This window comes from Nitrospira sp., from assembly GCA_024760545.1.
Classification (GTDB): domain Bacteria; phylum Nitrospirota; class Nitrospiria; order Nitrospirales; family Nitrospiraceae; genus Nitrospira_D.
The window spans coordinates 3632180-3651345 of record CP060501.1 but is presented as its reverse complement, the minus strand read 5'-3'; the positions used below and the strand labels follow the sequence as shown (position 1 = coordinate 3651345).

16 protein-coding genes are annotated in these 19166 nt (G+C 57.3%); 6 read left to right on the top strand and 10 right to left on the bottom strand.

Annotated features, from left to right (window positions below; all coding sequences use genetic code 11):
- The 10 genes from eno to H8K03_17250 all read right to left on the bottom strand — a co-directional run bounded on the left by eno (position 1) and on the right by H8K03_17250 (position 10336).
- A complete protein-coding gene (gene eno, locus H8K03_17295; GenBank protein UVT19526.1) occupies positions 1–1287 on the bottom strand; it encodes a phosphopyruvate hydratase in 1287 nt (428 codons plus the stop codon).
- A 197-nt stretch (positions 1288–1484) separates the two neighbouring features.
- On the bottom strand, positions 1485–2912 hold the full coding sequence (gene gatB, locus H8K03_17290; GenBank protein ID UVT19525.1) for an Asp-tRNA(Asn)/Glu-tRNA(Gln) amidotransferase subunit GatB: 1428 nt from the start codon (positions 2910–2912) through the stop codon (positions 1485–1487).
- The gene (locus tag H8K03_17285; GenBank protein ID UVT19524.1) at positions 2909–3232 is read right to left on the bottom strand and encodes a YtxH domain-containing protein; all 324 of its coding nucleotides are present in this window, start codon (positions 3230–3232) and stop codon (positions 2909–2911) included. Before H8K03_17285 ends, gatB begins: the two co-directional genes overlap by 4 nt.
- Entirely contained in the window at positions 3222–3629 is a 408-nt protein-coding gene (locus H8K03_17280) for a DUF948 domain-containing protein (GenBank protein UVT19523.1), read from the bottom strand. Before H8K03_17280 ends, H8K03_17285 begins: the two co-directional genes overlap by 11 nt.
- Positions 3630–3693: 64 nt before the next feature.
- Positions 3694–5160 (bottom strand): Asp-tRNA(Asn)/Glu-tRNA(Gln) amidotransferase subunit GatA, encoded by a 1467-nt coding sequence (gene gatA, locus H8K03_17275; protein ID UVT22530.1) that lies wholly within the window; start codon positions 5158–5160, stop codon positions 3694–3696.
- Positions 5161–5241: 81 nt separating this feature from the next.
- The gene (locus H8K03_17270; GenBank protein ID UVT22529.1) at positions 5242–5598 is read right to left on the bottom strand and encodes an aspartate 1-decarboxylase; all 357 of its coding nucleotides are present in this window, start codon (positions 5596–5598) and stop codon (positions 5242–5244) included.
- Between the two features lie 72 nt (positions 5599–5670).
- Positions 5671–5964, bottom strand: coding sequence for an Asp-tRNA(Asn)/Glu-tRNA(Gln) amidotransferase subunit GatC (gene gatC / locus H8K03_17265; protein UVT19522.1), 294 nt, complete (start codon positions 5962–5964; stop codon positions 5671–5673).
- A gap of 179 nt (positions 5965–6143) precedes the next feature.
- On the bottom strand, positions 6144–7973 hold the full coding sequence (gene glmS / locus H8K03_17260) for a glutamine--fructose-6-phosphate transaminase (isomerizing) (GenBank protein ID UVT19521.1): 1830 nt from the start codon (positions 7971–7973) through the stop codon (positions 6144–6146).
- A gap of 57 nt (positions 7974–8030) precedes the next feature.
- Entirely contained in the window at positions 8031–9626 is a 1596-nt protein-coding gene (glmU, locus tag H8K03_17255) for a bifunctional UDP-N-acetylglucosamine diphosphorylase/glucosamine-1-phosphate N-acetyltransferase GlmU (GenBank protein UVT19520.1), read from the bottom strand.
- A 41-nt stretch (positions 9627–9667) separates the two neighbouring features.
- Positions 9668–10336, bottom strand: coding sequence for a DUF502 domain-containing protein (locus H8K03_17250; protein ID UVT19519.1), 669 nt, complete (start codon positions 10334–10336; stop codon positions 9668–9670).
- 202 nt (positions 10337–10538) lie between these two features.
- Here H8K03_17250 and H8K03_17245 point away from each other — a divergent pair, with 202 nt between their 5' ends.
- The 6 genes from H8K03_17245 to H8K03_17220 all read left to right on the top strand — a co-directional run bounded on the left by H8K03_17245 (position 10539) and on the right by H8K03_17220 (position 18994).
- Entirely contained in the window at positions 10539–11213 is a 675-nt protein-coding gene (locus tag H8K03_17245; GenBank protein UVT19518.1) for a dTMP kinase, read from the top strand.
- A 3-nt stretch (positions 11214–11216) separates the two neighbouring features.
- Positions 11217–12245: a DNA polymerase III subunit delta' gene (gene holB / locus H8K03_17240; protein UVT19517.1), complete on the top strand. Its 1029-nt coding sequence runs from the start codon at positions 11217–11219 to the stop codon at positions 12243–12245.
- A gap of 36 nt (positions 12246–12281) precedes the next feature.
- Positions 12282–14258 (top strand): methionine--tRNA ligase, encoded by a 1977-nt coding sequence (metG, locus tag H8K03_17235; protein UVT19516.1) that lies wholly within the window; start codon positions 12282–12284, stop codon positions 14256–14258.
- Positions 14255–15109 carry a hypothetical protein gene (locus H8K03_17230; protein ID UVT19515.1) on the top strand — a complete coding sequence of 285 codons (855 nt, stop codon included), beginning with the start codon at positions 14255–14257 and terminating at the stop codon, positions 15107–15109. Before metG ends, H8K03_17230 begins: the two co-directional genes overlap by 4 nt.
- A 70-nt stretch (positions 15110–15179) precedes the next feature.
- Positions 15180–16118, top strand: a complete 939-nt coding sequence (locus tag H8K03_17225; protein ID UVT19514.1) for a cation transporter — start codon at positions 15180–15182, stop codon at positions 16116–16118.
- Positions 16119–16207: 89 nt separating this feature from the next.
- Positions 16208–18994 carry a tetratricopeptide repeat protein gene (locus H8K03_17220; protein UVT19513.1) on the top strand — a complete coding sequence of 929 codons (2787 nt, stop codon included), beginning with the start codon at positions 16208–16210 and terminating at the stop codon, positions 18992–18994.
- Positions 18995–19166: the final 172 nt, after the last annotated feature.

Below are 19166 nucleotides of genomic sequence, written 5' to 3'. Positions count from 1 at the left end.
TTATGCCCTCACGGGCACTGCTTCCCGGCCACGATACAGCGCGGCGGCCCCCAGCTCTTCTTCAATCCGGAGGAGTTGATTATATTTCGCCACTCGATCTGTTCGGGATAACGATCCTGTCTTGATCAATCCGCTGTTCGTCGCGACCGCCACGTCCGCTATGGTCGTGTCTTCAGTTTCACCGGACCGGTGTGAAATGATCGCCGTGTAGCCTGACCGCTTTGCAAGCTCGATCGCATCCAAGGTCTCCGTCAATGTTCCAATCTGATTGAGCTTGATCAAGATGGAATTCCCAATTCCTTCCTTGATCCCCTTCGAAAAGATCTCCACGTTGGTGACGAAAATGTCGTCCCCGACAAGCTGCACCCTCTTTCCCAGCTTTTCCGTGAGCATTTTCCAACCCTTCCAATCCAGTTCACTCAGACCGTCTTCGATCGAGAGGATCGGATAACGATCCAGCAGTGTGCCATAGTATGCGATCATGGCTTCCGATGAGCGTTCCGGATTCTTCTCCGCTTCCAGGACATACCGTCCCTTGTCATAGAACTCGCTCGCTGCACAGTCCAGCGCCAGTGCGATATCTCGCCCGGTCTTATAGCCGGCCTCTTCGATCGCCTGGGAAATCAGGCTCAGCGCTTCCTCATTCGATTGCAGATCCGGTGCAAACCCGCCTTCATCCCCCACAGCCGTGTTGAGCCCCTTCTTCTTCAAGAGGGCCTTCAGCGAATGAAAAACTTCGGTGGCCATTCGGAGGGCTTCGCTGAACCGGCCGGCACCCACCGGCATGATCATAAACTCTTGGAGATCCAACCGATTGTCGGCATGAGCTCCACCGTTGATAATGTTCATGAGCGGGACCGGAAGTACTCGAGCATTACTCCCTCCCAGATAACGATAGAGCGGCTGCCCCGTTTCATTCGCCGCTGCCTTCGCCACAGCCAGCGACACCCCCAAGATCGCATTCGCCCCCAACTTGCCCTTCGTCTTCGTTCCATCTAAGGCAATCATGACTCGATCGACGCCGGCTTGATCAAACGCCTCTTTGCCAAGCAACTCGGGCGCGATGACCTTACTGATATTCGCCACAGCCTTCGTGACACCTTTCCCCATCCAGCGTTTCTTGTCGCCGTCACGGAGTTCGATCGCTTCTTTTTCCCCGGTTGACGCGCCTGACGGCACCGCCGCCCGCCCCTTCGCACCGCTTTCAAGCGTGACCTCAGCTTCGATCGTCGGATTGCCCCGTGAATCGATGATCTGCCTGCCCTTGATTTCTCTAATCGCGCTCATGCTTTCCTCTCCTCACTTATACACATCACAAATTTCTTATCCCACATGCGCGGGTGGCGCCGACTGAGCAACGGTTTCCACCCTCCCAATCCCGCCGCGCCAAGACACGGCCTTCCCTGAGCGCCCGCAGCGTAAGGGACCCACTGGGGGATGGGTGAAGCGAGGACGAAAGGGCCAGTCGGCGACAGGACCCGCGATCATCCCAACTTCTTCTTCAACAACTCATTCACCTTTCCTGGATTTGCTTTCCCCCCGCTCGCCTTCATGACCTGTCCAACGAGAAAACCCAATACTTGTTGCTTGCCTTCTTTGAACTGCGCCACCTGGGTTGGATTTTTGCTCAGCACTTCAGCGATTATCTTGTCTAATACGTTTTCATCAGAGACCTGCGTCAGACCCTTTTCTTGAACAATCTGCTCAGGCGCTTTTCCGCTGCAATAGAGCTCCGGAAACATATCCCGAGCCACCTTTAGACTGATCGCGCCTTTGTCCACCATCTGTAATAGGCTGACGAGACGCTCAGGACTGACCGGTGAGACGCTGATATCCGTCCCGGAGTTGTTCAACTCTCTCGTCAACTCTCCCATCACCCAGTTGCTCACGGTTTTCGGTTGATTGAACTCCTTCACACTGCTCTCGAAATAGTCCGCCATACCCTTCGACGCCGTTAATACACCCGCGTCGTACTCCGGCAATCCATACGCTTCGACAAATCGCCGCATGCGCACGGCCGGCAATTCAGGCAACAATGACTTGAATCCGTCAATCCATTCCTGCTCCAGCTTCAAGGGCACCAGATCCGGATCCGGGAAATAGCGATAGTCATGGGCTTCTTCTTTGGATCGCATGACGGCCGTTTCACCACGGTCGATGTTCCAGAGTCTGGTTTCCTGGCGAATCTTGCCGCCTTCATTCAAGACCTTGGTCTGGCGCTTGATCTCATACTCGATCGCATCCTTCACATACTTGAAGGAATTGATGTTCTTAAGCTCGACCTTCGTCCCAAACTCTTTCTGCCCCACCGGACGGAGCGACAGGTTCGGCTCACACCGAAAGCTCCCCTCCTCCATGTTGCCGTCGCAGACTTCAAGATACATCAAGATGTCCCGCAGTCCCTTGAGGTACGCCACCACTTCGTCGGCTGACCCCATGTCGGGTTCCGTGACAATTTCCAGCAACGGCGTGCCGGCGCGATTCAAGTCCACACGGCTTTCCCCCGTGCCGGCTCCATGCGTGTTCTTGCCGGCATCCTCTTCGAGATGGGCTCGGCGTATGCGGACTCGCTTAATCACCCCGGCGGCGGCAATCTCAATCCAACCATGTTGGCAGATGGGCAATTCGTACTGAGAGATCTGGTACCCCTTGGGCAAATCCGGATAGAAATAGTTTTTTCTCGCAAATTGGTTATTCGCCGTGATCGCGCAGTTCAGCGCCAGACCCGCGCGAACCGCCATTTCGACCGCGGTCCGGTTGATGACGGGTAAGCTGCCCGGCAGACCGAGGCAGACCGGGCATGTCTGGCTGTTGGGCGACGACCCGAATGTCGTGCCGCACCCGCAGAACATTTTAGATTTGGTCCGGAGCTGCGCGTGGACCTCCACTCCGATGACCGTTTCAAAGATCATCCTCGGTTCGGCCCCTCCTCTTGGATGCGGCCACGTTCGCGTTTCATCGCTTCGCGTCCCGCATCGAACGCCTCGCGTAGGACCGATCGCTTCGTTTCAACAAACTCTTTGCCTTGATCGACGGCTTCCTCAAACGCCTCTCCGGCCCGTCCGGCAAGGTCGCGTAGATCGGTTTCCGCGCGACGGGCATACCCACGCAGTCGATCGCGGGATTCGCTCCCTGATTGCGGCGCCAATAACAGCGCTGCGACCGCACCCAGCGCTGCGCCGCTTAAAAATGCCAAGAGGACCGCTGCCGATGTTCCTCGATCATCCGCCATTGTGTGTCCCTCCTTCTTGTCGCATTCGTTCTCGCACGACTTGGGTGGCTGCCTTCACGCCAGCCACCATACTTGCCACGTTCGTCAATAGCGTGCCACCCGATCCGCGAATGATGTTATGGACTTGTTGCACGGACTCACCGACTTCCCCCACGGCATGAAGCAATACCGCCGCATGTTCCGTGCTTTCACGAACCTGATTCGTCACATCATTCAAGTTCTGGCTCATGGTCCGTAGTTCCGCCACAAGCGCCGGTACCTCGACGTTCATCTTCGACAGCAGCTGTTCCGATTCGGCGACCGTCTTGCGGACTTGCATCAATACCGGCACGAGATACCCGACCAACACAACGAAGGCGATCGCCACGAGGAGCGCAGCGAGTTCAACGATGCTCATAGCAGCCAATCCTCCCGGTCTTTCATCCCGTACATCCTCTCCCTTGCCACTCTCCGCCCGGTCCCTACCGTATCACCGGCCTTTTAAGATGCCATTGCGTCGATTGCTCATAGGCATGCGCGGCTCGAAGCACTGTTTCTTCCTCGAACGCCCGCCCGATCAACTGCAACCCGATCGGAAGCCCCGCCTTGCTGAACCCACAGGGGAGGGCAATCGCCGGCAGACCCGCGAGATTCACCGAGATCGTGAAAATGTCCGACAGGTACATTTGCAGGGGATTTTCGCTCTTTTCCCCCAACTTGAAAGCCGGTGTCGGAGTAGCAGGAGTCACGATCACATCGACCTCTTTTAGTGCCGCCGTGAAGTCCTGGCAGACCAGCGTGCGGACAGCTTGCGCCTTTCCATAATACGCATCGTAATACCCGGCGCTGAGGACATACGTCCCCAGCATGATTCGCCGTTTCACTTCCGGCCCAAACCCCTCCTGCCGCGTCTTCATATACAGTTCGAGCAGATCCTTGGTCTCTTTGGCGCGCAACCCGAACTTCACCCCGTCGAAACGGGCAAGATTCGAGCTGGCTTCCGCCGTCGCGATCACATAGTAGACCGCCACCGCAGCATCGGTCCTCGGCAGCCGGATTTCCTTGATTTCAGCTCCCAGATGCTTCAACTCGTCAATGGCAGCTCTGACTGCCTGCTCGACTTCGGGATCTAGGCCTTCGGTGAAAAATTCAGCCGGCACGCCCACCCTCAGAGATTTGAGGTCACGCTTTTGCAACGCCTTCATGTAATCCGGCACAGAGCGATCGACCGACGTGGAATCCATTGGATCGTGGCCGGCAATGGCTTGAAGGAGAAACGCCGCATCGGACACATTTCTGGTGATCGGGCCGATTTGATCCAGCGAGGAAGCAAACGCCACCAAGCCATACCGAGACACCCGTCCGTAGGTCGGCTTCAGTCCCACCACGCCACAGAAGGCCGCCGGCTGCCTGATGGAACCTCCGGTATCCGATCCAAGCGCGGCCACGCATTCCTCTGCCGCCACCGCCGCCGCGGACCCTCCGCTCGACCCTCCCGGCACACAGTGCACATTCCAGGGATTCCGGCTGGGCCCAAACGCCGAGTTTTCCGTAGACGATCCCATCGCGAACTCATCCAAGTTCGTCTTGCCCAACAAAATGTACTCTTGCGCACGCAACTTGGCGACGACCGTGGCATCGTACGGCGGCACAAAATTCTGCAACATTCGAGAGCTGCACGTCGTAGGAACGCCGTCCGTACAGATATTATCTTTGACGGCAAGAGGCATTCCGGTGAGCGGCTGGGTCCTTCGCCAGTCCCTGAGTTTCCGGTCTAAATCTTCTGCCTGCGCGGACGCGGCTTCTTTTGTTTGAGTGACGAAGGCTTTGATCTTCGGCTCCACCTGGCTGAGACGTAGGAAGTAGGCGCGCACGATCTCTGTCGCCGTGACTTCGCCTGCCTTGAATTTTTTGTGAAGCTCGAAGAGAGTCAGTTTGTGGAGGGACATCGTTTCCCCGCTGCCGCCACGTGACCAAACATCGGCCGACTGGATCACCGACCGTTTCCGTCGTCCTACTTCCCCGATTGGTCAGCGCACGGTCACGATGTGATTTTTTTCGTCCACTCGGACGATCTTCGGCGCGTGCTTCTTGATTTCTTCGTCGCCGTAATACTCGTAACAAAAGATGATGATCTGATCTCCGACCGCCGCTTTTCGCGCCGTAGGCCCGTTCAGGATGATATCTCCGTTTCCCCGCTTTCCATTGATGGCGTAGGTCATGAATCGCTCGCCGTTATTCAAGTTCGAGCAGATGATGGCCTCATAGGGAAGGATACCGGCGGCCTCCATCAAATCTTGATCGATGGTCAAGCTGCCTTCATACTCAAGATGGGCACCCGTCACCGTGGCGCGGTGAATTTTCGAACGTAGCATTTGTCGAAACATGTATCTGTTCGTCATTCGTCATCCGTCCCTCGTCATTCGCGGCACGCCGCGTATGAACCGGACGCTTGACGGTTAACGCTCCTCTAGAATTTTAGGCACTACGAAGCCGTCCGCTTCACGTTGCGGCGCATTCGCCAACGCCTGGTCCTGTGCGAGGGATGGACGCACGACATCATCCCGAAACACATTCACTTGGCCCATGACCATCGCAGTCGGTTCGATTCCGGTTGTGTCGTACTGGTTCAATTTGTCGACGTGCGTAAGAATCTCGCTCAACTGTTTGGCAAAGGTCTCCTTCTCGGCGGGCGTGACAGTCAATCGTGCCAACTGCGCCGCCTTTTCCACATCCTGCTGCGTAATCTCCACCTTCTTATTCCTCTCGCTTATCCATGAGGCGTGATGGTGGGATCTCCTACTGCGCGCATTCAGCGAGGGCCTTGACAGTTCTTACCCTCGCCGCCCTGGCAGCGCCAAGACGCCGCCTTTCCCCTAGGGCTCGAGCGTTGAGCGAGCACGGGGACCCGCCTTCGCGCCTCACTCTTGCCTCATTCCACGGTCACGCTTTTTGCCAAGTTCCTCGGCTGATCCACATCCGCGCCGCGTAGCACCGCAATATGATACGCAAGGAGTTGCAGCGGGATCGTAAACAGAATCGGCGAAATCAGCGGATGGGTGTCCGGCACCGTGAACACGGCATCCGCGATCTTGCCGAGCTCCCGCTCGCCTTCGGCCACGAAGGCAATCACCGGCGCGTGCCGCGCCTTGACTTCCATGAGATTGCTGACCGTTTTATCATACAGCCGGTCGCGAGGCGCCAAGACCACGACCGGCATGTCTTTATCGATCAGCGCGATCGGACCGTGCTTCATCTCGCCCGCCGCATAGCCTTCAGCGTGAATGTATGAGATTTCTTTCAGCTTCAACGAGCCTTCCAGCGCGATCGGATAGTTGATGCCCCGCCCGAGGAACAGAAAGTTCCGCTTCTTATAATAGCGCTTGGCGATCGCCACGATTTCAGCTTCTCTCCGCAGCACACTCTCCACCAATACCGGCAAGCGCACCAACCGGTCGAGCCACGCTTTGCCGTCCGCGATATTCATCACATTACGAACTCGGGCAAAATGCAATGCCAGAAGATAGAGGGCGGTGAGCTGGGCGGTGAAGGCCTTGGTCGACGCGACGCCGATCTCGGGCCCGCAATGGGTGTACAGTACCCCATCGGACTCCCGCGCCAAGGTGCTCCCGACCACATTCACGATCGAGACGACGCGCGCACCCTTTCCCTTTGCCTCTCGCGCAGCGGCCAGCGTATCGGCTGTCTCACCGGACTGGGAGATGGTAATGAACAAATCCTTCTTGCCGACAAGCGGGTCGCGATACCGAAACTCGCTGCCGATATCCACCTGCACCGGAGTGCGGACCATTTCTTCGAACAAATATTTTCCCACCTGCCCCGCGTGCCAGGAGGTGCCGCAAGCCACGATCCAGATGCGTTCAACGGCGGCGAACTCCTCCGGTGTCAGCCCAATATCAGGCAGATCCGCTTCACCGGTCTCATACGAGTACCGTCCGCGCATCGTATCCAGAATTGTCTGCGGTTGCTCGTGAATCTCCTTCAGCATGAAATGCGGATACCCGCTCTTCTCCACCGCCGATGCGTCCCATGTAATCGTTGACGGCTTCCGCGACACGGCATGGCCGTCGACGTCGGTGAGATCGACCCGATCTTGAGTGACGACCGCCACATCTCCTTCTTCGAGGTAGGTCACTTCCCGCGTGTGCGCGAGCATCGCCATGACATCGGAGGCAACATAGGACGCCTGATTGGTCCTCCCGACGACCAGCGGGCAACCGGAACGCGCGGCAATCAAGGTACCGGGCTCCCGCTCGGAAATCACGGCCAATGCATAACTACCCTTCACATCTTTGGTCGCCAACCGCACGGCATCGGCCAGCTTGTTCTCTTTCTGAAGATACTTGTCGATCAAATGCGCAACAACTTCCGTATCGGTTTCCGATTCGAACTTGTAGCCGTCTTTTTCCAACTGCTGTTTCAGCTGCTGATAGTTTTCAATGATTCCGTTGTGCACCAACACGCAGCCTTTCGACCGATGCGGATGGGCATTCTGTTCCGACGGTTTTCCATGGGTTGCCCAACGGGTGTGGCCGATTCCCACCGTCCCTTTGAGCTCGTTGGCCTTGAGCGAATTTTGGAGATTGACCAGTTTGCCCACACTCCGCCTGACCACAATCTTTTCCCCCTGCATGACGGCTACTCCCGAGGAGTCGTAACCGCGATACTCCAGCTTCGCCAATCCCCCGATGAGAATCGGAACCGCATCTTGATTGCCGACGTATCCGATGATTCCACACATGACGGTTACTCCAGGCCTAACTAGACTGACCGGCAGACGACGACTCTCTCACCGTGATCAGCGTTTCGATGACTTCGCGCGCCCCTTTTTCAGCTTGTTTGAAGCGTTCTTGGTTTTCAGGTTCGTCGGCTCATCCGCTGCCCGTGCTGAGTGTCCACTGGGGGCACGGCCGGCCAGCAACATTCGACGTTTAGCCGCCCACCCCACTCGATTCACTTGTGCGACGCGAGTAATTGCCAATGAATCGGCCGGCACGTCTTGCGTCACGGTTGTCCCAGCCGCCACCACCGCCCCCTCTCCAATCGTGACCGGCGCAATCAGCTGCGAATCACTCCCCACAAAGACTTGATCCTCAATCACGGTCCGGTGTTTGTTCACACCATCATAATTCACCGTGATCGTCCCGGCCCCTATATTGACGCCTTTCCCGATTCGGGCATCGCCGAGATACGTGAGGTGATTCGCCTTCGATCCTTCGCCGAGCTCGGCCTTTTTCATCTCGACGAAATTTCCAACCCTCGCCTTCCGCCGCACGATCGCCCCCGGCCTCAAATGTGCGAAAGGTCCCAGATGAGCCTCGTCGTCGACTTGCGATTCGCGTAGCACGCAATGATCGAGAATCTCCACATTGTTTCCGATCACGCAATCTGAAATGCAGACCCCGGAACGGATTGTCGTCCCTTCACCGACTATAGTTTTGCCTTCGAGATTCACGTGTGGGTAGAGCACCGTATCTCGTCCGATAGTGACTCCCGCATCAATCCACACGGAGCCGGGATCTCGCATCGTGACGCCGGCCTCGAGCCAGCGCTCGCGGATCTGCTGTCTGATGACGTGCTCCGCAGTCGCCAACTGTTGTCGAGTATTGATCCCCAATCCTTCATCGGGATCTTTGAGAGTGACCGCGGCTACACGCCGCCCTTGCGCCACGGCCATCCGCACAATATCGGTCAGATAATATTCACCCTGAGCATTATTAGGTTCCAGTTTATCGAGCGCATCGAAGAGAAACTCTCCCGACACGACGTACGTACCCACATTGATTTCGTTGGTGGCCCGCTCTGCTGCGGTCGCATCTCGATCTTCGATGATCTTCAGCACCTCGCACGAAATCACTCCATCAGCTTTTCGGCTAGACTCCCGACGAATGACCCGTCCATACCCACGGGGATCATCGAGCCTCGCGGTGAGAATGGTCACCGATGCGCCTTGCGACTGATGAACTTGCAAGAGTTCGCGCGCAGTCTGCTCTTTTAGTAACGGGGTATCACCGTTTAAGATGAGGTAATTGGTCGGGAGTGCCTCCTTAGCCACGAAAAACACGGAACGGCTCTGCATGACGGCATGGCCGGTCCCGAGTTGTTCGGCCTGCTCGACGAGGCTGACCGCGTTCCCTCCCGGCTTGTCCGCAATGCCTTCTTCGATGACTTGCCGAACCCTGTCGGCCTGATGTCCGACCACCACCGCAATCCGATGACCCGCTACCTGCAACGCCACATCGACAGCGTAGAGAACCATCGGCCGTCCTGCGACGTGATGCAGGACTTTCGCTTGGGTGGACCTCATTCGCTTGCCCAGGCCAGCCGCCATCACGATCACGCCTAAGCCGGAAATGCGGGAGAGTGTTGTGTGTTGGCCTGCTGACTGTTTCATCTCAGAAGATAGGGTATCTCAACAGAGTATCGGGAAACGTTCTATCCAATCGGCACACCGGCTTCCGGTTGCTTGACCTGATTCCACTTCGTTTCCGCGTTCAGGGCCGCCACCATCGCGGCGGACGGCGTATAGAGACCGCCCGAGACAATCAGTTTCATCGCTTCCTCGATACTGATATCAACGGACGAGACTTCCCGTTCCGGCACTAACAGAAAATATCCCGACGTCGGATTCGGTGAGGTGGGCACATACACATGAATCAATGCATCCTGACCCAATGCCGTCGTCTCACCTTTCGTCATGCCGGTCACGAACGCGAAACAATAATGGCCGTTCTTCGGGAATTGAATCAAGACGACCCGCCGATACGACCCTCGCTCCGAAAATGAAAGAATATCCATCATGGACTTCAGCGTGGAATAAATCCCACGGACGAGGGGCAGCCGGTTCAACCAATCCTCCCAGTGACTGACGATCTGGCGTCCGATAAAGTTGGCCGCAAATAACCCGACCAAAAAGATGAGCAGAACCAGGGTAATTATCCCCAATCCGGGGATGTAATGATCAGGCACCAATTCCGCGACCGCGTCCCCCAGGATACCATCCACTGCGATGAACAGGGTCTTGAGCACGAGAATCGTGCCCCAGATGGGGGTGACAAGGAGAAGGCCCGTCAAAAAATAACGTCTCAGAGCGGTCTTGATCATGAATCACCGGCACCCAGTCGCTGGGGGAACATTGAGCTCTTCATCTTACAGAGATCCGGACCGGCCTCGCAAGCGTTTTATTGTAAATTTCAAAGGGTTATGCACTCAAGCCGGACGAATTCCTGAAGGGTACCGGTCTTGCTATTCACCCTGGCCTGACATAGGATCACTCCCCGATCGGGGGTTGATACGAACATCGCTCATGGGTAAGGCATCCAGAAAATCGACGGGCATCTTCATCACGCTGGAAGGCGGTGAAGGAAGTGGGAAAACGACGCATGCTCGGAGGCTGTGTCAGTGGCTGACCGCACAGGGATTGAATGTCCTGCATACCAGAGAGCCGGGCGGCACCATCCTTGCTGAACGGTTGCGCACGATCCTGCTTGAAAATTCTGCGGAGACCATCGCTCCGGAAACGGAGGCCTGGCTCATTCTTGCGGCGAGGCGCCAACATGTGGACCATGTCATTAGGCCTGCTCTCGCCGATGGGACGATCGTTGTCTGCGATCGATTCTCAGATTCGACGACGGCCTACCAGGGGTATGGACGTGGGTTGGACCTTCGAGTGTTACGCACCATGAACGGTTGGGCGACGGGGAAACTGGTCCCCCATCTTACCCTGCTCTTCGACGTTCCTATTGCCGTCGGACTCAGGCGTCGGCGGGGCCAGACCTCCTCCCAAAATCGCTTGGATCGAGAAGCTGAACGATTCCACGAGAGTGTGCGAAAGGGGTTTCACGCTTTAGCAAAGCAAGAGCCTCGGCGCATTATGATGATCGACGCTTCTCGATCCATAGAATCGGTCGAACGCGAAGTAGAATCCCGAGTAAGCAACTGGCTCAAAACTCACCGTTCCCAAAAGCCAAGGCGCCGATAAACCATGCCCTTCGCAGATATCACCGGCCACGAGCAACCCATCTCCTTGCTCCAGGCAAGCATACGCAACGGACGGCTGGCCCATGCGTACCTGTTCCACGGCGAAGCCAAGATCGGAAAATTCATGACCGCGGTGAGGTTGGCCCAAGCCTTGAACTGCGAGCAGCCCTCTCACGCGGATAATTTGGATAGCTGTGGCCGTTGCCGATCCTGCTTGCAAATCGCCGCACGGACTTACCCGGACTATTCGGTCATCGAGCCCGATCCGGAGTTGGCCACGCCGCAGATCAAGATCGAGCAGGTACGCGAAATCGAACAACAGTTCGTCTATCGACCGCTGATCGGTGAACGAAAGATCTGCCTGATCGACGACGCCGATCGGCTGACCATCGGGGCCGCCAACGCGCTCCTCAAGACCCTGGAAGAGCCTCCTGGCCATAGTCTTTTCGTCTTGACTACGAGCCGGCCTCATGCGCTCCCGATCACTATTCGATCGCGCTGCCAAGCGCTCCGTTTCACCACACCCGCCCGCACGCAAGTAGAAGCGGCGCTGATACTCACGCGAGAACTCTCCCCTGCCGATGCGCGTTTCCTCGCAGTGCTTACCGATGGACGTATCGGAGAAGCTCTCACGACGAATGCTGCGGAAGTTCGAGCCCGACAACAAGAATGCCTGGCCTTGGTGAAGCCGGAATCTTTGACATCGAGCACCACCGTCCTTTCCGCCGCCGAGAGCCTGGCCAAGACAGACCGGGGAGAGGAGACGCTCAACTGGCTCACGCGATGGATCCGCGATCTGGTCATCGTCATCGTGGGGGGAGATCAGGACCAGATTCTTCACGACGATCAACTTGCCGAATTGCGTCGATACGCCCAACGAGCGGACATCGACACTTTGCTCACTCTCTTGAATGACATCGAGCGCATCGAGCAGCAAGCGACGCGGCACTTGAACATGCAGATGGCGCTGGAGACCACGTTTCTTCGCCTGCGCGAAGCGCTTGGCCTAATCCCGGCTGGAGCCTCCGCCTAGCAATAAATACTGCCAACCTGATATCTTGCCTTTATCGTGGCAGAAGATAACACCTTTTACATCACCACCCCGATTTACTATGTCAACGATGTCCCGCATATCGGGCACGCCTATACCACTATCGCGGCAGATGTGCTGGCGCGCTATTGGCGGCTGCGCGGGCGCGAGGTGTTCTTTCTCACCGGGCTCGATGAACACGGACAAAAAGTTCAGCAGGCTGCCGCCAAGGCCGGCATCCCCCCGCAGACTCATTGCGACAAACTCGCGCCACAGTTTCAAACACTGTGGCAACGCCTCAACATCTCAAACGAGGCGTTCATCAGGACGACGGATGCACAGCACACACTCGTCGTCCAACGGTATCTTCAACAACTCTACGACGAGAAGCTGATTTACAAGGATTCCTACACCGGATGGTACTGCACGTTCGATGAGCGGTTCTGGACCGAGAAAGACGTGGAATCCGGACTCTGTCCGGACTGTAGACGTCCCGTCGAGCAGCTCAGTGAGCACAACTACTTCTTCAAAATGGGCCAGTACCAAGACCGCCTGCTTGACCACATTAAGACACGTCAGTCGTTTATCAGACCGGATTCTCGTCGCAATGAAGTCCTCGGCTTCCTCCAAACCCAGAAACTCGGTGATCTTTCAATCTCGCGGCCGAAATCACGGCTGTCTTGGGGAATCGAACTCCCCTTCGATAGCGACTACGTCACCTATGTTTGGTTCGATGCGCTGGTCAACTACGTGTCCGCGCTGGAGTACCTGCCACGAGAAAAACCGGCCGGGAACCGATTCTGGCCCACCGATGTTCACCTGGTCGGCAAGGACATCCTGACGACGCACGCGGTGTATTGGTCCACCATGCTGATGGCGTTGAATCTTCCATTACCCGAAACCATCTTCGCCCATGGCTGGTGGACGGTGGACGGCGAGAAGATGTCCAAGAGCCGCGGCAACGTCGTCGATCCTTACAAAATATCGGAAGTGTATGGGGTCGATGCTTTTCGCTACTTCTTGCTCCGTGAAGTGCCGTTCGGGCAGGATGGAGATTTCTCCCTCGCCGCCATGCTCACACGAATCAATAGCGATCTTGCCAATGGTCTCGGCAATCTCCTCAGTCGCACGTTGACCCTCATTGAACGGACTCAAGCCGGGCTGATACCGAATCCAAAAGAGATCGGGCCGGTAGAGCAAGAGCTGCAACATGCCACGATGACGCTCTTGAATGAGGTGTTCCCGCGCCATCTGGAGCAGTTGGAGTTCAATCGAGCCTTGGAAGCGATTTGGCAAGTCGTTCAACTGGCCAATCAATATGTCGACAAAACTGCGCCTTGGACACTGGCAAAGAATGAGAATGACGCAGAACAACTGAGGACAGTTCTCTACACCATGGCGGAGACCCTCCGCTGCCTCAGCCTGGCCACGTATCCCTTTATGCCGTCGAGCGCGCAGTCGATCTGTTCTCAGCTTGGCATCTCAGCCGAATTCATATCCCCTTTGCTGAAAAACAAGATCGAATGGGGCGGCCTCAGGCCCGGCACTCTTATTCATAAGGGACCGTCACTCTTCCCACGCATCGAATCGAAACCACAAGGAGCCAAATCCGTGAACGACACATCCGCAACTCCACAGCCGGCCCCTGCTGCAACCGTCACACCCGCTGCTCAAGCAGCAGTGCCCGTGCCGCCGCAGATCACAATCGATGAATTCATGAAGATTCAGCTCAAGACCGCCAAGGTGCTCTCCGCCGAGCGCGTACCGAAATCGGAAAAGTTAATCAAGCTCCAGGTGTCGCTCGGCACCGAACAGCGTCAAATCGTCGCGGGCATCGGCAAGAAGTACGAGCCGGACACGCTCGTCGGCAAGACGATCGTCATTGTGGCCAATCTCAAGCCGGCAAAGCTCATGGGTATCGAATCGCAGGGGATGGTGCTGGCGGCGGGTGATGCCGACGTGCGCGGCCTGCTCACCATTCTGGAAGAAGTCGATCCCGGCACCAAAGTAAAATGACGCAGTCCGCCCTCGTCCGGTTTGGATTGACCGTCTCGCTCTCCCTGCTTCCCTGCTTTCCGGCTCCAGTCCAAAGCCAAACCCCGCCCGATTCGTCGCTCAACGCTCCACACCCGACGACAGTGCTTGTACGGGTCGTCGCTCATGGAGCGATGGTATTGGGCCGCGAGGTGGGTGGAGCTCGCGTGACTATCACCGACATTGCCAGCGGCCGCATTCTGGCCACCGGCCTGCAGCAAGGAGAGGCCGGCGATCAGAATCAGATCATGCGCACCCCCCACCTGATGGAGGAGCCGATCTACAGTTCTCGTCCCTCCGCCTCCTTCATCACGACGTTGGAGTTGCAGAAACCGACGGTGGTGGACATCTCCGCCGAAGGGCCGCTGGCCTATCCGGCTTCAATGCAGAAGACCAGCAAGACGCTTTTATTGATACCGGGGCAGGATCTGACGGATGACGGGATCGTGCTGCATCTCTCTGGCTACCTAGTCCAGATCGAACGACCAAAGCCGCGAGATCCGTTGATCGCCAAAGACGACGTCAAATTGCGAGCTTCCGTCCGCACCCTATCCGGTTCCTTGGTCCGTCCCCATGGAGATTGGGACTCCAGAAAAATCCGTATTTATGGAGAGGTCCTGGTCGGTGATCGAATCATCGAGCGATTGCAGATGTTTTACGATGAAGGAAGCCGCACATTCGAAGCTCCGTTCTTTGTCCCTCCGTCGAGAGAGGCTCCCGACGGAATCAAGCTGCGCGTGATTGCGACCGATCTCTCCACCGGCAATTCAGGGATGGATCAGGCGAACTACCCGGTGTTGAGCGAACGTCTCCCATCAAAACCCGTCCGCTAGTCGCTGCGGATTTTTCGATAAACCTTTGCCAAGGCTTGCCGCATGGCGCAACCCATGCGAAACTGTATCAATGACGACGCTCGCATCTTACTCACATCTTCGATCACGGCTGCAACTCGCCCTCGCCATCAATGCGGTCATCATTGCGGCTGAGTTCGTCGGGGGCTGGTTTCTCGACAGCATTGGTCTTATGAGCGACGCGGGGCACAACCTCGTCGATCAGGGATCGCTGTTTCTGGCCCTCTACGCCCATCTCCTCACCGCACGGCCGGCTTCAGAGAGCCGGACCTTCGGGTATCATCGCGCAGGCATCATCGCGGCATTTTTAAACAGCTTTATCCTTCTGTTGACCGCACTGGGCATCACGATCGTCGGCCTGAAACGATTGTTCCATCCGGTTCCCGTCGATGGCTCGTGGGTCATGGCGGTCGCCGCCGTCAGTTTTGCCGCCAACCTCGTGATCGCCCTATTGCTTCAACACGGAGCGAAAGACGATTTGAATATTCGCAGTGCGTTTTGGCACATGTTAGGGGACGCCTGGGTCTCCCTCGGCGTCATCGTTAGCGGTGCCGCGATACTCCTGACGGGATGGGCCATCCTGGACCCGCTCGTGAGCTTGCTGGTCGTCGGCGCCATCCTCCGTGGAGCTTGGCCGATCTTTAAAGAGTCGATGGAAGTCCTCTTGGAGTCGACGCCACCGGGAATCAGCGCGTCGCATGTCGCCGCAACCATGGAAGCCATTCCCGGTGTCAAAAATGTGCACGATCTTCATATTTGGGCGGTCGAACCTCGGCTGGTCATGCTTACCAGTCACGTCATGATCGAACCTCATCACACGCCTCCGGAGCTGTTGCAGTTGATCCAGAACCGGATCACAACAGACTTCGGCATCAAACACATGACCATTCAACTGGAAACCGAATGCTGCGATCCTGACGACATGCACTGCGACCTCCGGAAGCTGACCGAGCAGCACGACGACACACCTACCTTCGCCCACCATCATTGATGGGCCGGCATCATCCTCGCGTAATCGCTTAGCGAGAACGTGCCCGGCCTATTTTCCTCTTTTCGCGCGGACAGAGTACAATCGTCCCGATGCTCCAACCACTCGTACAAGCCTCGGATGAATCTCGCTTAGTGATCTTTGCCGGTGCCGGCATCTCGATGGCACCGCCGACAAATTTGCCGTCCTGGCGCGACTTCAATCATGTCGTGATCCGAGCGCTCGCCGACGCCTCGGCACCGCTACTCGATCGTGCGCTCGCCGATCGGGCCGTGGACGTGGTGTCCACCCGGCATAGACAGGAGAAACTACCGCCGGAGTATCAAGCCCAGGTGCTCGCCGAGATCCTGCGTCGCCGTTACTTTGACGTGATTCGACATCTCGATAGTGACCGGGCGAATGCCACACATCTCGCGATCGCGTGGCTGGCGCGTGCAGGTCTCGTACGCGCCATTGTGACGACCAATTTTGATCGAGTGCTGGAATCGGCGTTCTCATTGCTGGATGTGCCGCTTCACGTGCATTACCAGCCGGAACACTTTCGAGCGCTCGCTGAAAACCTCGATCAGCTCACCGTCGCCGGTGGCCCGTGTCATCTGTTGAAACTCCATGGGTCGGTGGTTGATCCCAATACGCTGATCGATACATTGGCACAGCGCAAACGGGGCTTTCCGCCTACGGTCACACAATGTACACGCCATCTGCTGCGGCAGGCTCACTGGCTGTTTCTCGGATTTTCGGGCCTTGATCTGGAAGCCGAACCGAACTATCTCGGCCTGGCGGCTGAGTCCGAACACGCCGTCGGCTTTACCTGGATGGTGCGCAAGGGGACCCAACCAAAACCGGCCGTACTCGCTTTGCGGGAACGGTATGGGGCGCGGGCGGCGATTGTGGAAGGAGAGCTCCCTGAATTCGTGCAGGACTTGCTACAGCCGCACGCCCCACAGGCACGAGACCAGATCGCCTCCAGAATTGCCGTTCAACCTGCTCCGACACAAGAGGAAGGGAACCTGACGCTACGACAAGGGGCCGCCGACTGGGCATCTGCCCTTCCGTCCGCTCTATGCGGGCTTTCGGTAGCCTTCGTGGTGCGCGCTTGCGCCGAACCCTCTGTCGCGCTCGATCTCATACTCGCGATTCTATCTGCCATGGAACAGCTTCCGGCGGCCGATGCCCAAGCGGTATCGACCACCTTGTCGCTCGTCAATAACGCCGCGGGGATACTTCTGCAGGGGTTCGGCCGGCACGAAGAAGCATCGGAGCGTTTCGTGAAAGCCATCGAGACTGCCGAGGACGGCGACACCCGGGACCGCTGGCGCGGCAACCTGGCGACGAGCTTTGAAGCGTTGGGATACATCGCCGAAGCTAAGGAACTGTACGCCGAGGCACTCGCGGGCTATCGCCGACGCGGCGACCCCACCGCCATTGTCTTCGGCCTGCTCGGCTACGGAGCTTTTCTGATTCGCCAACTTGAGCTGGACGAAGCGCATAGGTTGTGTGAAGAGGCTATGAACCTTGCCAAGACCATCGGCGACGAGTATGTGCGCGGCACCACACTCAACCTCTTTGGGTTGATCGCAAAGCTAAGAGCCGACTATACAGCCGCGCTCGATCTATTCGGGCAAGTGGAACAATTGTTTACACGGCTGGGCGACGACCAGGCCGCTGCCGCCGCCATGACCAATAGCGGCGAAGTGCTCACGGCTCAAGGTGAATTCAATCAGGCAGAGCAAGTGTATCAGCAGAGCTTGGCCATCAACCGGCGAACCGGACGGCGAGAAAATGAGGCGTCTACTTGCCTTGCGTTAGGCTTGCTGGAGCGGGGCCGCGGCAACCTCGATGCGGCGCGCAGCTGGTTCCACCAAGCGGTGGACCTGCAGCGCGGATTGCATAATCCCACGAACGAGGCGCTTGCACTGTATCGCCTCGCGACGCTGGAAGCCGAGGCGGGTGAGATGCAACGCGCGATCGAGATTGCCAGAGAAGCCCTTCCGCTCGTCGAACAACGGCATCCCGTTTTGGAGCAAGACTTGTATGGTCTCATAGGACGAACTCTTCTGCGAATGGGCGACTTAGCGGGAGCAGAACAAGCATCCCGTCGAGCCGTCGAATTGGCCCGACAGCGCCGTGATCCGCCGACGCTCGCAGGCCTCCTTCAAAACCTGGGGCTGACATTGCTGCTCCAGCAACGCGATGAAGAAGCCGCAACTGTGTTTACCGAATCCGCCGAGCTATGGGACACACTCGGCCAAGCTCGTGAGCGGGATTATTGCCGATTGTGCGAGACAGCCGTGCAGCTCGATGCCCGGATCGCTAAGCTGTCTGCCGAAGGTCATACCTTCACCGACATCGAACGGCAACGGCAGGCGGCGAGCGAAATGGTTAGGCTCTATCCCGAACTCATCGCCATGTATCAACAGATCGGCGCGCAACAACTGGTCGTGGCTTTTCAACAATCCGCCGCGAGCAGCGCGCGCTTCGCCGGCGACGTGGCGCGGGCCGTAGAGTGGTATGGCGCCGCCGGCAACGGCTTTCTGCAACTCGGGCGCACGCGTCAGGCCGGAGAGGCGTTCAGCAACTGCGAGTCCCTGTTGCAGTCCTGGGTAGATACGCTCATTCGGCAGGAGCGCCTTGAATCAGCGTTGCCATTACTCCTCCAGCTTGCCGAAGTGGCGGAGCACACTGGCAACCAGCACTATCGCGCCACAGCGCTACTGAACGCTGCGATCATCACATGTGAATCCCGACAAGACTGGGGCCAAGCCAGAGTACTTGCCGGGCAAGCCTTGGCACTGCTTGCCGCCGATTCAGAAGATTACGCAACGGCTCAACGCCTGATCGCCCTGTGCGACGAGCGGCTTTCCCAGAATCCACCCTAGAAACCTTGAAACCTTCGCCGCGAGCATTACCGCCGATTGTGGTCTCAAACACATGGCTACGGTAGCGACATCCATTGCGCTCCTCAGTAGCTGACCGAGCAGCACCAAGGACAGACGTTTTCGCGCATCATTACGTACGGTTCTGACCTTATGAAGGAATGGTTCAGCACCT

Excerpts from the sequence above, each read along its gene's own strand:
- gatB (UVT19525.1), bottom strand. The coding sequence starts at position 2,912 with ATGATCTTTGAAACGGTCATCGGAGTGGAGGTCCACGCGCAGCTCCGG.
- H8K03_17250 (UVT19519.1), bottom strand. The coding sequence starts at position 10,336 with ATGATCAAGACCGCTCTGAGACGTTATTTTTTGACGGGCCTTCTCCTT.
- H8K03_17230 (UVT19515.1), top strand. The coding sequence starts at position 14,255 with ATGACGCAGTCCGCCCTCGTCCGGTTTGGATTGACCGTCTCGCTCTCC.
- H8K03_17220 (UVT19513.1), top strand. The coding sequence starts at position 16,208 with ATGCTCCAACCACTCGTACAAGCCTCGGATGAATCTCGCTTAGTGATC.
- gatA (UVT22530.1), bottom strand. The coding sequence starts at position 5,160 with ATGTCCCTCCACAAACTGACTCTCTTCGAGCTTCACAAAAAATTCAAG.
- H8K03_17280 (UVT19523.1), bottom strand. The coding sequence starts at position 3,629 with ATGAGCATCGTTGAACTCGCTGCGCTCCTCGTGGCGATCGCCTTCGTT.
- holB (UVT19517.1), top strand. The coding sequence starts at position 11,217 with ATGCCCTTCGCAGATATCACCGGCCACGAGCAACCCATCTCCTTGCTC.
- glmU (UVT19520.1), bottom strand. The coding sequence starts at position 9,626 with ATGAAACAGTCAGCAGGCCAACACACAACACTCTCCCGCATTTCCGGC.
- H8K03_17245 (UVT19518.1), top strand. The coding sequence starts at position 10,539 with ATGGGTAAGGCATCCAGAAAATCGACGGGCATCTTCATCACGCTGGAA.
- H8K03_17225 (UVT19514.1), top strand. The coding sequence starts at position 15,180 with ATGACGACGCTCGCATCTTACTCACATCTTCGATCACGGCTGCAACTC.
- H8K03_17270 (UVT22529.1), bottom strand. The coding sequence starts at position 5,598 with ATGTTTCGACAAATGCTACGTTCGAAAATTCACCGCGCCACGGTGACG.
- H8K03_17285 (UVT19524.1), bottom strand. The coding sequence starts at position 3,232 with ATGGCGGATGATCGAGGAACATCGGCAGCGGTCCTCTTGGCATTTTTA.
- glmS (UVT19521.1), bottom strand. The coding sequence starts at position 7,973 with ATGTGTGGAATCATCGGATACGTCGGCAATCAAGATGCGGTTCCGATT.
- eno (UVT19526.1), bottom strand. The coding sequence starts at position 1,287 with ATGAGCGCGATTAGAGAAATCAAGGGCAGGCAGATCATCGATTCACGG.